Source organism: Rhodobacter capsulatus (genome assembly GCF_052363185.1).
Classification (GTDB): Bacteria; Pseudomonadota; Alphaproteobacteria; order Rhodobacterales; family Rhodobacteraceae; genus Rhodobacter; species Rhodobacter capsulatus_E.
In genome coordinates this window covers 1,736,545-1,750,088 of record NZ_CP198955.1, presented here as the reverse complement: position 1 = coordinate 1,750,088, position 13,544 = coordinate 1,736,545, and the positions used below count along the sequence as shown (strand labels likewise).

Annotated in this window: 13 protein-coding genes; 5 read left to right on the top strand and 8 right to left on the bottom strand. The window is 66.7% G+C overall.

What is annotated here, in order from left to right; genetic code table 11:
• Nucleotides 1–58 precede the first annotated feature (58 nt).
• The 5 genes from ACTTAG_RS08690 to ACTTAG_RS08670 all read left to right on the top strand — a co-directional run bounded on the left by ACTTAG_RS08690 (nucleotide 59) and on the right by ACTTAG_RS08670 (nucleotide 4,819).
• A complete protein-coding gene (locus ACTTAG_RS08690; protein ID WP_444465090.1) occupies nucleotides 59–664 on the top strand; it encodes a hypothetical protein in 606 nt (201 codons plus the stop codon).
• Nucleotides 665–760: 96 nt separating this feature from the next.
• A complete protein-coding gene (locus ACTTAG_RS08685; protein WP_444465089.1) occupies nucleotides 761–1,060 on the top strand; it encodes an FtsB family cell division protein in 300 nt (99 codons plus the stop codon).
• Between the two features lie 131 nt (nucleotides 1,061–1,191).
• Nucleotides 1,192–2,196: a pyruvate dehydrogenase (acetyl-transferring) E1 component subunit alpha gene (gene pdhA / locus ACTTAG_RS08680; protein WP_444465088.1), complete on the top strand. Its 1,005-nt coding sequence runs from the start codon at nucleotides 1,192–1,194 to the stop codon at nucleotides 2,194–2,196.
• A 12-nt stretch (nucleotides 2,197–2,208) separates the two neighbouring features.
• Nucleotides 2,209–3,558: a pyruvate dehydrogenase complex E1 component subunit beta gene (locus ACTTAG_RS08675; protein ID WP_444465087.1), complete on the top strand. Its 1,350-nt coding sequence runs from the start codon at nucleotides 2,209–2,211 to the stop codon at nucleotides 3,556–3,558.
• Nucleotides 3,559–3,565: 7 nt separating this feature from the next.
• Complete coding sequence (locus tag ACTTAG_RS08670) at nucleotides 3,566–4,819, top strand: 2-oxo acid dehydrogenase subunit E2 (RefSeq protein ID WP_444465086.1); 1,254 nt, start codon at nucleotides 3,566–3,568, stop codon at nucleotides 4,817–4,819.
• Between the two features lie 53 nt (nucleotides 4,820–4,872).
• Here ACTTAG_RS08670 and ACTTAG_RS08665 read toward each other — a convergent pair whose 3' ends face one another.
• The 8 genes from ACTTAG_RS08665 to ACTTAG_RS08630 are packed head-to-tail and all read right to left on the bottom strand — an operon-like array spanning nucleotide 4,873 to nucleotide 13,541.
• Nucleotides 4,873–5,811 (bottom strand): phosphatidate cytidylyltransferase, encoded by a 939-nt coding sequence (locus ACTTAG_RS08665; RefSeq protein ID WP_444465085.1) that lies wholly within the window; start codon nucleotides 5,809–5,811, stop codon nucleotides 4,873–4,875.
• Complete coding sequence (locus ACTTAG_RS08660) at nucleotides 5,808–6,467, bottom strand: lysophospholipid acyltransferase family protein (RefSeq protein ID WP_444465084.1); 660 nt, start codon at nucleotides 6,465–6,467, stop codon at nucleotides 5,808–5,810. Before ACTTAG_RS08660 ends, ACTTAG_RS08665 begins: the two co-directional genes overlap by 4 nt.
• Before the next feature lie 7 nt (nucleotides 6,468–6,474).
• Nucleotides 6,475–7,293 carry a serine O-acetyltransferase gene (gene cysE / locus ACTTAG_RS08655; RefSeq protein WP_444465083.1) on the bottom strand — a complete coding sequence of 273 codons (819 nt, stop codon included), beginning with the start codon at nucleotides 7,291–7,293 and terminating at the stop codon, nucleotides 6,475–6,477.
• Nucleotides 7,235–7,651, bottom strand: coding sequence for a DUF7742 family protein (locus tag ACTTAG_RS08650; protein ID WP_444465082.1), 417 nt, complete (start codon nucleotides 7,649–7,651; stop codon nucleotides 7,235–7,237). Before ACTTAG_RS08650 ends, cysE begins: the two co-directional genes overlap by 59 nt.
• 3 nt (nucleotides 7,652–7,654) lie before the next feature.
• The gene (locus ACTTAG_RS08645; protein WP_444465081.1) at nucleotides 7,655–11,569 is read right to left on the bottom strand and encodes a baseplate multidomain protein megatron; all 3,915 of its coding nucleotides are present in this window, start codon (nucleotides 11,567–11,569) and stop codon (nucleotides 7,655–7,657) included.
• Nucleotides 11,570–12,022 (bottom strand): peptidase, encoded by a 453-nt coding sequence (locus ACTTAG_RS08640; RefSeq protein ID WP_444465080.1) that lies wholly within the window; start codon nucleotides 12,020–12,022, stop codon nucleotides 11,570–11,572.
• A complete protein-coding gene (locus tag ACTTAG_RS08635; protein WP_444465079.1) occupies nucleotides 12,019–12,909 on the bottom strand; it encodes a DUF2163 domain-containing protein in 891 nt (296 codons plus the stop codon). The genes ACTTAG_RS08640 and ACTTAG_RS08635 overlap by 4 nt, the downstream gene beginning before the upstream one ends.
• Nucleotides 12,909–13,541 carry a phage distal tail protein, Rcc01695 family gene (locus ACTTAG_RS08630; protein ID WP_444465078.1) on the bottom strand — a complete coding sequence of 211 codons (633 nt, stop codon included), beginning with the start codon at nucleotides 13,539–13,541 and terminating at the stop codon, nucleotides 12,909–12,911. The genes ACTTAG_RS08635 and ACTTAG_RS08630 overlap by 1 nt, the downstream gene beginning before the upstream one ends.
• Nucleotides 13,542–13,544: the final 3 nt, after the last annotated feature.

Below are 13,544 nucleotides of genomic sequence, written 5' to 3'. Positions count from 1 at the left end.
ACCCTTCGGGGTGCTCGTTTCATTTCGGGGGGATGCGATGCGGGGCTTGGGGCGGGGATTGGCTGTGGGTCTGATTCTGGTGCTGGCGGGATGCGTGACCGAGGCGCAAAAGCCCGCGCCGCAGGACCATGTCGCGCTGGAGCCAAGCTTCGAGACACCCGAGGGCTGGCCCTGGACGATGGGGCAGATGACCGCGACAATCGGGGCGCAGCGGCAGAGCTACACGATCTATGATTTTTCTGTCGGGGCCGTCGATGCCTCGGCGCAGATGAGCTGGGCGCCCGATGCCGAGCGCAAGGTCACCCCCGGCGGGCCGGTGTCGTTTCTGCTCAACGCCCATCCGGGCGCCGATCCGAAGGCGAAAGGCGGGGTGATTTTTCTGCGTGCGGAATTTTCGGAAATGCCGAAAGCAGGCGCAAGCACGCAAAAGGTGACGGTGCGGGTGCCGCAGACGGGCGGGTATGACGGGCCGGGGCTTTGGGCGCGCGAAGCCGCGTTGCGGCTGGACGGGCTGTCCCGCGATGCCGGGGAAGACTGGCACGGCCGGGTCTCGGGCCGGGTGACCGGGGTTCTGTGCGCCTCGGACGGCAAGGGGCTGATCGCCGGCGGCGCCTGCGAAAGCTTCTCGGCGCAGTTCGACACGGAGTTGCGCTACAACATGTAGGCGCCCCCGCCCGCGGCGGGGATGGGTCTTTTCAGGCCGCGGCCTTTGTGGCATGGTTGCCGAAACGTCCGGCAGAGGCGGCATGAGAGGCAGAGCATGAATTTTCCGAAAGGCCCGCGGGTCGTTCCCTTCGTCTTCTATTCCGCAGCGACCGTGCTGGGGCTGAACTTCGCCTTTGCCGCGATGCAGGGGCCGAACGGCATCTTTCACCGCGTGCAGGTCGATGCCGAGATCGAAAAGCTGACGATCGAGCGCGACAAGCTGCAGGCCGAGGAGGCGCGGATGGCGAATCTGACGCGGCGGCTGTCGGATGAATATCTGGACCTTGATCTGCTCGATGAACGCGCGCGCGAGGTGCTGGGCACGCTGCGCGCCGATGAAATCGTGATCCGTTAAGCGATCATAAAGCCTGTTTTCGCGCCCGCACGGCTTCGTGCGGGCGTTTTGCGTTCGTATGATTGCATCTTTTCGTCGCATGCTGTAGAGAATGGTTTAACGTTGAACTATCACGACTGGGAGGCTGTCCGATGGCGACACGCAAGACCCCCGAGACCCCGGCGCAAGCGCGCCCCAATGTCTCGAAGGAAGAATTGCTCACATATTACCGTGACATGCTGATGATCCGCCGGTTCGAGGAGAAGGCGGGTCAGCTCTATGGCATGGGCCTGATCGGCGGCTTCTGCCATCTGTATATCGGGCAGGAAGCGGTGGTCGTGGGGCTGGAAGCCGCGACGAAGCCGGGCGACAAGCGCATCACCTCCTATCGCGATCACGGCCACATGCTGGCCTGCGGCATGGACCCGAAAGGCGTGATGGCGGAGCTGACCGGGCGCGAGGGCGGTTTGTCGAAAGGCAAGGGCGGCTCGATGCACATGTTTTCCAAGGAAAAGCATTTCTACGGCGGGCATGGCATCGTCGGCGCGCAGGTGCCGCTGGGCGCGGGGCTGGCTTTCGCCGACAAATATCTGGGCAATGACAATGTGACCTTTGCCTATTTCGGCGATGGCGCGGCGAACCAGGGTCAGGTCTACGAGACCTTCAACATGGCGGCGCTTTGGAAGCTGCCGGTGATTTTTGTCATTGAAAACAACCAATATGCGATGGGGACGGCGCAGAAACGCTCGACCTCGACGCCCGACATCTACACCCGCGGCGAGGCTTTCGGCATTCCGGGCGAGATCGTCGATGGCATGGATGTGCTGGCGGTGAAGGCGGCGAGCGAAAAGGCGGTCGCGCATTGCCGCTCGGGCGCGGGGCCGTTCATTCTGGAAGTGAAAACCTATCGCTACCGCGGCCATTCGATGTCGGACCCGGCGAAATACCGCACCCGCGAGGAAGTGCAGAAGATGCGCGACGAACGCGATGCGATTGAAAACGTGCGGGAATTGCTGATTTCCTCGGGTCAGGCGACGGATGACGACCTGAAGGCCATCGACCGCGAGATCAAGGCGATCGTGAACGAGGCGGCGGAGTTTTCCAAGGAAAGCCCCGAGCCCGCGTTGACCGAGCTTTGGACCGACATTTACGCCTGAGGAGAGAAGACGATGGCAATGGACGTGTTGATGCCCGCGCTGTCTCCGACGATGGAAGAGGGCACGCTGGCGAAATGGCTGGTGAAGGCGGGGGATGTGGTCAAATCGGGCCAGATCCTGGCCGAGATCGAGACCGACAAGGCGACGATGGAATTCGAGGCGGTGGACGAGGGCACGGTGGTGGAACTGCTGGTGGCCGAGGGCACCTCGGGGGTGAAGGTGAACGCGCCGATCCTGCGGCTGGCGGGCGAGGGTGTCGAAGCGGCGCCCGCGTCGAAGGTGGCGCCGGTTGCGGCGGCCCCTGCCCCGGTTGTGGCGGCCCCCGTGGCGGCGGCCCCGGTCGTTTCGAAAGCCTCGGCCGATTGGCCGGAAGGCACGCCGATGAAGACGATGTCGGTGCGCGAGGCGCTTCGCGAAGCGATGGCCGAGGAAATGCGGGCCGATCAGACCGTCTTCCTGATGGGCGAGGAAGTCGGCGAATATCAGGGTGCCTACAAGGTGTCCCAAGGGCTTCTGGACGAATTCGGCGCGGCACGGGTGATCGACACGCCGATCACAGAACATGGCTTCACCGGCATCGCGGTCGGCGCCGCCTTTGGCGGGCTGAAGCCGATCGTCGAATTCATGACCTTCAACTTCGCCATGCAGGCGATCGACCAGATCATCAACTCGGCCGCGAAAACGCTCTACATGTCGGGCGGCCAGCTCGGCTGCCCGATCGTCTTCCGCGGTGCGAATGGTGCGGCAGCGCGCGTCGCTGCGCAGCATTCGCAGGATTATGCTGCCTGGTATGCACAGATCCCGGGTCTGAAAGTGGTGATGCCCTATTCGGCGGCCGATGCGAAGGGCCTCTTGAAATCCGCGATCCGCGATCCGAACCCGGTGATTTTCCTCGAAAACGAGATCCTTTACGGGCGCTCGTTCGAGGTGCCGGTGCTGGACGATTTCACCATCCCCTTCGGCAAGGCCCGGATCTGGCGCGAAGGGACGGATGTCACGATCGTCAGCTTCGGCATCGGCATGGCGCATGCGCTGGATGCGGCCGACAAGCTGGCGGCCGAGGGCATCAGTGCCGAGGTGATCGACCTGCGCACGCTGCGCCCGATCGATTACGACACGGTTCTGGCCTCGGTGATGAAGACGAACCGCTGCGTCACCGTCGAAGAAGGCTGGCCGGTCGGTTCGATCGGCAACCATCTGTCGGCAACGATCATGGAACGCGCGTTTGATTATCTCGATGCGCCGGTGATCAACTGCACGGGCAAGGATGTGCCGATGCCCTATGCGGCGAACCTTGAAAAGCTGGCGCTGGTGACCTCGGACGAGGTCGTCGCGGCGGTGAAACGCGTCTGCTATCGGTGAGGGAAAGATGGCTGTGGAAATCCTGATGCCTGCGCTCTCCCCCACGATGGAGGAGGGCACGCTGGCGAAATGGCTGGTCAAGGAAGGCGATGCGGTCAAATCGGGCCAAATCATCGCCGAGATCGAGACCGACAAGGCGACGATGGAATTCGAGGCGGTCGATGAAGGCGTGATCGGCAAGCTTCTGGTGGCCGAAGGAACCGCCGGGGTGAAAGTGAATGCCCCCATCGCCGTGCTGATCGAGGAAGGCGGCAGCGCCGAGGTGGCGCCCGCGCCGAAAGCCGCGGCCCCTGCCCCGGTTGCGGTGGTTGCGGCCCCTGTGGTTGCGGCCCCGGTCGCGCCGAAGACGGGCGCGCGGATCTTCGCCTCGCCCTTGGCGCGGCGGATCGCGGCTGACAAGGGGCTTGATCTGGCGGCGATTGCGGGGTCCGGCCCGCATGGGCGGATCGTCAAGGCCGATGTCGAAGGTGCTGTGGCGAAACCCGCGCCTGCGGCGGCTCCGGTCGCGGTTACGGCCCCTGCCCCCGCGCCGGTCTCGGCCGCAACGGTGGCGAAGCTTTACGAGGGCCGCGCCTATACCGAGATCCCGCTCGATGGCATGCGCCGGGTGATTGCGGCGCGGCTGACCGAGGCGAAACAGACGATCCCGCATTTCTACCTGCGCCGCGAGGTGCGTCTGGATGCGCTTTTGTCCTTCCGCGAGGAGCTGAACCGGCAGCTTGCCGGCCGTGGGGTGAAGCTTTCGGTGAACGACTTCATCATCAAGGCCTCGGCGCTGGCCTTGCAGGCGGTTCCGGCGGCCAATGCGGTCTGGGCCGGGGATCGGGTTCTGCAGATGCAGGCCTCGGACGTTGCCGTGGCGGTGGCGATCGAGGGCGGGCTTTTCACCCCCGTTCTGCAGGATGCCGACACGAAATCGCTCAGCCAGCTGTCGGCGCAGATGAAGGATCTGGCGAAACGCGCGCGGGACCGGAAACTGGCGCCGCAGGAATACCAAGGCGGTTCCTTTGCGATTTCGAACCTCGGCATGATGGGGATCGAAAGCTTCGACGCGGTGATCAACCCGCCGCATGGCGCGATTCTGGCCGTGGGCGCGGGCGTCACGAAGCCGGTCGTGAGCGCCTCGGGCATGATCGAAGTGGCGACGATGATGGCGCTGACGCTCTCGGTCGATCACCGGGTGATCGACGGGGCGCTGGGGGCCGAGCTGCTGGCCGCGATTGTCGCCAATCTGGAAAACCCGATAGCGATGCTGGCCTGAGATTTCAGAAATCTGCGAAACGGCGGCGGGGACACCCCTGCCGCCGTTCCGTTTCAGGGACTTGCCCAGATGAAACGGGTCAGATGATAAAAGATCGGCGCGGCAAAGATCACGCTGTCGAGCCGATCCAGAAAGCCGCCATGCGGCACGATCAGATGGCCCCAGTCGCGGGCGCCCTTGTCGCGTTTGATCGCCGTCATCACCAGATCGCCAAAGACCCCCATCAGCGCCAGGACAAGGCCGACGCCCATCGCCTGCAACTGGCTGAAGGGCGTCAGCCAGGACAGCGCCCCCCCGGCCAGACCGGCCACGACGACGCCGCCCAAAGTCCCCTTCCAGGTTTTCGAAGCCGAAAGCGCCGGGGCGATCAGCCGTCGCCCGATCCATCGACTGATCGCAAATTGCGCGATATCAGAGGTTTGCACGACAAGGATCAGGAAAGCGATCAGCAGCAGGTTACGCCCTTCGAACCCCGGGATCGGCAGCCAGAGCAGCGCCGGAATGGCGCTGATGCAATAGATGCAGATCATCACCGCCCATTGCGTCTCGGCCACGCGGGCCAGAAACTGCTCGGGCCGTCCCTGCAGCGCGGAAATCACCGGCAGCAAAAGAAAGACGTGCACGGGAACGAACAAGGCGGCAAGGCCTTGCCACTCGGCAGCGACGAAAAGATACTGCAGCGGCAGGACAAGGAAGAAACTTGCCGCCAAAGTCCAATGGTCGGCGATGCTCTTTTTCGTCAATGTCAGAAATTCCCGAAGCGCCGAAAACGACACCAGCAGGAACAGGGCAATCACCCCCGCCTTGCCCGCCAGAAGCGCGAGCGCCATCAGCACGGCGAAAGCCCACCAGGCCGCGATCCGCGCATTCATCGTCTCGATCACCGGGTGGGACCCGTCGGGCGCGATCGCCTCGCGCAGCACCTGACCCAGGATCGCCGCCAGAAATAGGATGGCGCCAAGACCCGAAAGCGCAGGCGCAAGGCCGGTCATCGTGCCGCCCCCAGTTCCGCCAGCGCCGCCGCCGCCCGCGCCAGAAAAGGCTCCTTCGCCTCATCGGGCGCAATCCGGATCGGCGCGCCAAAGGTGACGGTGCAGATCAGCGGCACCGGGATGACCTGCCCCCGCGGCATCACATGGTTCAGGTTCGAGATCCAGACCGGGATCAGATCCACCCCCGGACGTTGCCGCGCCAGATGAAAAAGCCCCGACTTGAATGGCAAAAGCGCCGCCTCCGAGGTATTGCGCCGCCCCTCGGGAAACAGGATCAGCGCCGATCCCGCATCCAGCGCCACAGCCATCTGCGTCACCGGATCTTCGGTCCGCGCCTCGGGGCGGCGGTCGATCAGCACGGCGCGGAACACGTCGCGGCCCGCAAAGGCCCGCAGCGGCGAGGCCAGCCAGTAATCCAGCGCCGCCACCGGCCGGGTGCGATTGCGCAAAACCGGCGGCAGCACCGTCCAGATCAGCACGAAATCCGCATTCGAGGTGTGATTGGAATAATAGACCCGCGGCCCCAGCCGCGGCTCCGACCCCGCCCAGATCGCCCGTGGCGCGGTCAGGATGCGGGCGAAAAGCGAAATCGCGTCGCCCGCAAGCTTGGTGACGATCCGGTAGGGCAGCGTTCTGATCCGCTCCAGCCCTGCCATGCCCGGTTCAGCCCTCGCAGTCGCAGCCGCGCAATTGCTGGTCCATGTTGACCGAGGGCTGGGCACAGCCCGCCTCGCCGACGATCTTTGCGGGCACCCCGGCCACGGTCTTGCAGCGCGGCACATCGGCCAGCACCACGGACCCCGCCGCAATCCGCGAATTGTCGCCGACATGGATATTCCCCAGCACCTTCGCGCCTGCCCCGATCAGCACGCCATTGCCGATCTTCGGATGCCGGTCCTGCTCTTCCTTGCCGGTGCCGCCCAAAGTCACCGAATGCAGCATCGAGACATTGTCGCCCACCACCGCCGTCTCGCCGATCACGATCGAATGGGCGTGGTCGATCATCACCCCGCGCCCGATCCGCGCCGCCGGGTGAATGTCGACGCCAAAGGCCTCCGAGGTGCGCATCTGCACGAAATAGGCCATGTCCTTGCGCCCCTGCCGCCACAGCCAATGCGCGATACGGTAGCTTTGCAGCGCCTGATAGCCCTTGAAGAACAGGATCGGCTGCAAGAACCGGTGGCAGGCCGGGTCGCGGTCGTAAACCGCCACCAGATCCGCCCGCGCCGCCTGCCCCAGATCGGGGTCCGACCCATAGGCATCATCGGCGATTTCGCGCAGCAATTGCTCGCTCATCTCGCCCGAGGCAAGCTTCAGCGAAAAGCGATAGGCCAGCGCCTGTTCCATCGTCGCATGATGCAAAAGCCCGGCATGGATCAAGGCGCCCAGCAGCGGCTCCTGCCCCACGGCGTCATGCGCCTCCTCACAGATCCGCATCCACACCGGATCGACGGCAGCGACCTTCGCGCGGGTTTTGGACATGGCACTCTCCTTGACTTTGGGTCAGCCTAGCACAGGCTGCGCCCCTCAGATAGAGCCGTTCACCCGCGCTGCAAAGCCCCCGTGCGCGCCAGTCTCGCACCGCCGCGATCACCTCGGCCAGAAGGTCGATCTCGGCCCGGTCCGGGCGCAGACCGCGCGGCCCCGGTTCGCGCAAGGCCCGCGCCATCAGCGAGCCATTGCCCCAAAGCGGATGCACCCGCGCCAGCCGCTTGCGGTAAAGATCGGCCCAATGGGCCTCGCGCAGCCATTGCGCCAGCCGCGCCGGACGCTCGGGCGCAGACAGCACCGCCACCGCCCGCGCCGCGATCAGAAGATCGTCGATCAGGATCGGCCGCAAGGTTCAGGCCCCGACAGTGATCCGCGCCGCCAAGCCCGGGCCATAAACGTCCGAGATCTGCGCCACCTCCAGCGTGAAGGCCCCCGCGATGCCATCGGCCGCCTGCAGCGCCGCCGGATAACTCCAGCTCGCCGCGCCCACCGTCACTTCGCGCTTCACCGCCGAGCCCTCCAGCACCCGCAGCAGATAAAGTTCCGCCGTCTCGCCCAGCGGCACCTCGTACCCCTGCCAGCTGTCGCCGTCGATCCGCGTCCGGCGCAGCCAGCGGAAATCCCATCCATTCCCCCCCCGCGCGGCGCGCAGATGGCACGGGCTGAAGGGCCGCAGCCCGGCCCCCGCAAAGGCCTCGATCCGATGCACGAAGGACGGATCGTCATAAGACCGCGCCGCCGAGCCGATCCGGTAATGCCGCGCCAGCCCCCGCGACGCGCTCGGCAGCAAGATCTGCTCGGGCGCGCCATTCAACGCCACCACCACGCTGCCCTCGGGCCAGACCTCGGGCATCAGCGCATCGGTGCCCAGCTGCCCGCGCAGCCGCAGCGAGATCTCCCAGACCTTGCCGCCGACCAGCGCCGCCTCGACGAATTGAAACACCTCCCACTTGTCCGAGCTGCCATCGCCGATCGCCATCGCATTCGCGCCATTGAGCACCTGAAGCGCCGTCGCCGTTTCCAGCGCCCCGCTGGCCAGCTTCACCCGCAAGGGCGCGCCGCGGTCCCAGACCCCGGGCGGCGCCCGAAACAGCGGCGTCAGCGTCTGCCCGATCACCGCCCGCGTGCCAAGCGTCGCATTCAGCGCATAGCCCGCATCCGCATCCGAGGACCAGACCGCCACCGTCCCCGGCCAGGGCGCGGCCGTCACCGCCAGATGCGGCGCCACCGGGTCCTCGTCGCCCTTCATCAGCGGCAGATCCAGAAAGACCGCGCGCACCGGCACCGGCGCCGCAAAGGGGCGCAAGCCGGCCGGGTCTTCGACCTCGTCGGCGGGGGCATAGATCCCCGGTTCGACCCGCACCGCCTCGACCTGGATCAACCCCGCCTGCTCGACCCGGTCGATCCGGTAGCGCCGCCGCCCCTCGGGCAGATCCAGCCGCACCACATCGCCCGTGCCCAGATGCGCCTGCGAGGGCGCCAGCGCAAACCGGGCCGTGTCCCGCGCCACCCGCGCCTCGGCCAGCCAGCGCCCCACGATCCCCTGCGCCTGCGCCCGCGTCAGCGCCAGCGGCAATTCCGACCCCGCCGCCGCGCCCGCCACCGCATCGGGAAAAACCGCCTCGACCGCGCGCACCTCGAAATCGCCCTCCGCCTCGACATAGGCGAGCCGCACCCGCCCGGCGATCTCGGCCTCGGCCGCCCGCACCGTCTCGACGACCGCCTCGCCCTCGCCCAGCGCCAGATCCGCCGCAGCCAGATCGGCATCCACCCGCCCGTCGCGCATCCGGAACACCAGCTTGCCCTCGCGTTCCAGCGCCTCGAACCCATAGGCCAGCATCAGCGCCTGCAGCCCCGACCGCCCGGTCTGATCGCCCGTCATCGTGTAGCCGCGCACCAGCCCATAAAGCCCGCTCACGTCGATCTCGCTGATCCCGGCGGCACCACAGATCTCGGCCACGACGCTCGCCAGCGGCTGCGCCACCGCGCGCCCCGAAATCCAGTGCCCGCGCGCGTAATTCTCGCCATCCGACCACAAGGCGGTATTGAGCGGAAATTGCGGCCAGGGCCGGGCATCCCAGGCCCAGACATGCGCGCGGCTCATGTCCAGCATCGGCCCGCCATAAACCGCCGAGACCGGGTTCTTCGCCGCCTCCCCCCAATAGCTCGTCATCGCGCGCAGATATTGCATCTGGATCAGCTCGTCGCGCCGCCCGTCCGAATGATGCGGCAGGCTCGATTCCGAGCTTTTCGGGTCAAGGAACTTGTTGGGCTGGTTGGTGCCCTTGTCGATCGCCGCACAGCCCATCTCGGTGAACCAGATCGGTTTCGACTGCGGCACCCAGGCCGTCGCCCCCTCGGATCGCACACCGCCCACCCGCTCGTGATGCGCATTCAGCCACCAGTTGCGGATGTCCTTGGCCCGCCAGATCCAGGGCTCGTCATGCGCGCCATCGCTGATCGGCGTGCGGATCTGCGCCGCACGATGTTCGGGCGCGGCATAATACCAGTCATAATACTCACCGCCCTCGATATTGGCGCGCAGATAGTCGAGCGCGTAGATCGCCCCCCAATGCGCATCCGCATGATCCTCGCCCTCCTGCCAATCCGACAGCGGCAGGTAATTGTCGATGCCGATGAAGTCGATGTTCGGATCCGCCCAAAGCGGGTCCAGATGAAAGAACCGGTCGCCATTGCCCGGCGCATAGCCCCAATATTCCGACCAGTCGGCGGCATAGCCGATCTTGCAGCCGGGCCCGAGGATCGCCTTGACCTCCGCCGCCAGCTGCCGAAACGCCGCCACCGCCGGAAAGCTGTTGCCCGGGCCGCGGATCTGCGTCAGCGCCACCATCTCGGTGCCGATGCAAAAGGCGTCAACGCCCCCCGCCAGCTGGCACAGATGCGCATAATGCAGGATGAAGCGGCGCATCGACCATTCCTCGGGCCCGGAATAGACGACCTCGCCCCCCGCAATCGCGAAATCCCCCGGCTCTGCCGCGCCAAAGAACCCCGCCACCTGCGCCTCGGCCGCCGCCGTTCCGTCCGGGCTGCCCGCGCGCCCCGGCGCGACCGACAGCGTGATCCGCCCCCGCCAGGGCAGCGCAGGCTGCCCGGAGGCGTCGCTCCAGGGGTCGGGCAGGCCATTGCCCGCCAGCTGCTCCATCAGGATGAACGGGTAAAAGGTCACCGCCTTGCCCGCCGCCCGCAGCGCGCCGATCGCCTCGATCACCGCCGCATCGGCGGGCGTGCCGCCATAGACCGAATTCCCCGAAAGCCGCGGCACTTCCTCGGCGCCCGCCCGCCCCAGCCCGGACACCCGCCAGGGCATGTTCGCCCCCTCCTCCAGCGTCGAGGCCACCTTGGGCTTCACATCGCAAGCCCCACAGCGCAGATCGTCGCCGAACCAGCTCACCACCAGCGACACCGCCCCGCAATTGGGCAATTCCTCGTCCAGCCGCTGCAGCGCCGCCGCAAGATCGGTCTGCCCCCCGGGCGCATTCTGGTTCGCCACCACCTGCACCGCGGTCACCCCGGTCTCGGCGCTCACATAGACCGGCGTCGTCGCAAGGGAATATTCGCCCGTCCCCGGGATCAGCGCCACCGCCTGCAGCCCCCGCGTCAGATCGGGCTCCGCCTCGGCCAGCGCGCCCTGCGCCGCCCGCACCACCTCAAAGGTGAACTGCGGCACCCGGTTGCCATAGGGGCTCAGCTGCAGATCCTCGATCACCACATAGGCGATGCCGCGATAGGCCGGCGCAAGCTCCGCCCCCTCCACCGCGGCAATCTTCGGATCGGGCAGCTGATCCTCGCCGCCCCGGTAAACGCGCATGTTCAGCGCGCCAGCCTCGATCTCGGTCCCGTCCGCCCAGACCCGGCCCACACGCAAGATCTCGCCCTCGCAAAGCGCCAGCGCCAGGCTCAGCGAATAGCTGTAGCTCGTCACCGTCGCCCGCGGCGATCCCTTGCCGCGCTTTTCCACCGCCTGGGTCTCGAAGAACCGCGTCGCCCAGATCACCTGCCCGGCCACCCGCATCCGCCCCCACAGCCGCCCGACCGCCTCGCCCTCGGCCGCACTCGTCAGCCGCAGCCGGTCCACCCGCCCGGTCTCGACACTTTGCGAGCCGGACCCCAGCAGCCGCTGGTCGATCACCCGCCCCAGCGTCGCCCCCACGGCCCGCCCGATCACCGCCCCCGACAGGCCCAGGATCGTGCCGCCAAAGCCGCCGCCAATCGCGGCCCCCGCCGCCGAAAGCAGTATCGTCGCCATTCACCTGACCCTTTCCGGAAATTGAAACCGCGCCACGATCCGCCGCGCCCAGGGCTCGGACAGCGGGCTTTCGACCACGCCATGCCCCGCATAGGCATGCACGAAACTCGCCCCGGCGCCGATCTCGGCCGCGATTCCCAGATGTTTCGCCACCGATCCCGTGCGCATCCGAAACAGCAGCACCTCGCCCGGGCTCTCGGGCCCCGCCCCGGTGGGCAAGGCCACCAGATGCCGCGCCGCCGCCCGCCACAGCACTTCCTCGCGCGCGGGTTCCGACCAATCGGCCGTATAGGGCGGCACCAGCTCCGGCTCGGCGCCATAAAGCGTGCGCCAGACCCCGCGCAGAAGCCCCAGACAATCCGTCCCCGCCCCCTGAACCGAGACCTGATGCCGATAGGGCGTGCCAATCCAATCCCGCGCGATCGCCACCGCCCGCAGCCCGAGCGCGCTCATTGAAACAGGCTCCCGCCGTCATTGGTGCCGCTCTGCACCGGATAGGACACCAGCCAGTCTTCCCCGGGAATATGCGGAAACCCCCGAAAATTCAGGAAATTGTCGAATTTCAGCCGACAGGTCTCGGCGCGCTTGTCACAGCCGGGCTCAAGGCGCACCCGATCCCCCGCCACCGGATCGGCGCCCAGCCGCTGCCACAGCTCGATGATCCGGGCCCCATCCGCCTGCAGCCGGTCGTTCTTCACCACGCCGACCAGCCCCGCCGCCACGCCGTCCAGCACCAAAAGCCGCCCCTTCTCGAACCAGCGATCTTCGAACCCCGCGCCCTCGGCGATGCGCAAGACCACCGCCTCAGCCACCCCGCTCAGTGCCGCCTCCAGCGCATAACCGTCCTTCGTCAGATCGAAGCGGCACCGGCCATCGCCCAGCACCGCGGCGCAGCGCGGATGATAGATCCGCCCCTGCTCCTGCCCCAAAGCCTCGGTCAACCCGCGCAGCTCGGCGGTGAACGCCCCTGCCCCGCGCGAGACCTCCCCCAGATGGCCGCGAAAGATCACCGTCCGCATCCCCGGATCGGCCCAGTTCACCAGCCAGACCGTGACCGCGGCGCCATCATAGCGCCCGGCCAGAATATCGGCCTCGGTGATCGCCTCCGACCTCAGCGCGCCATAGCTTTCGGTATTGTCGACCGAAAGCCCCGTGCCCTGCAGCACCGCCTTGGCCGTCATGCCGCTGCCGGGCTCAAAGGCGATCCCCTCGAAGCGCAGCACCACATCATGATCGGTGAAGCCCAGCACCCGCCCGTCGGTCCGCGCCAAGGCCCAGGCCCGCGCCAGCGTCGTCACCCCCTGCGCAAGATGCGCCTTCAGATCTTCCGGATAGGCCATCAGATCCGCACCTCCACCACCGGCACCTGCGGCAGATCCCCCGCCTGAAACGACTGCACCGAAACCGCGATCCGGTCGGTATCAAACCGCACCGGCACGTCGAATTCGAACCCTGCCGTCACCCGCGCCCCTTTCGACGGCGCCTCGTTGAAGGTGACGATCCCGCTGGTATGATCGACCGCGAAATTCACCGCCTCGGCCTGATGATCGCCCGCGATACCCAGCTTCACCGTGCCCTCGACCGGCTTCACGATCGGGCGCAGATAGCTCTGCCCGCCCGAAACATAGCTCTTCACCAGCTGAAACGCCGCCGTGACGCCATCGCCAATCCCGATCAGCTGATCCTCATGCGCGACAGCGCGCGAGGCCGGACAGCTCTTGTAATCGGCCCAGTCCTTCCAGCGAAAGCCATGCAACTGCCCGCCCCGCGCCTCGAAAAACGCGATCAGCCGCTCGACATCGTCCAAAGACCGCAGCCCCACCCCGGCATCGTAATGCCGCCGCGAATGCGCCCAAGGGCTGTTGCGCTCCTCGAACCCGCTTGCCAGCGTGACGATCTCGGTGCGCCGCTCCGGCCCGCCGACAGAGCCGAAACTCAGATTGGCGGGAAACCGAACTTCATGAAATGCCATGCT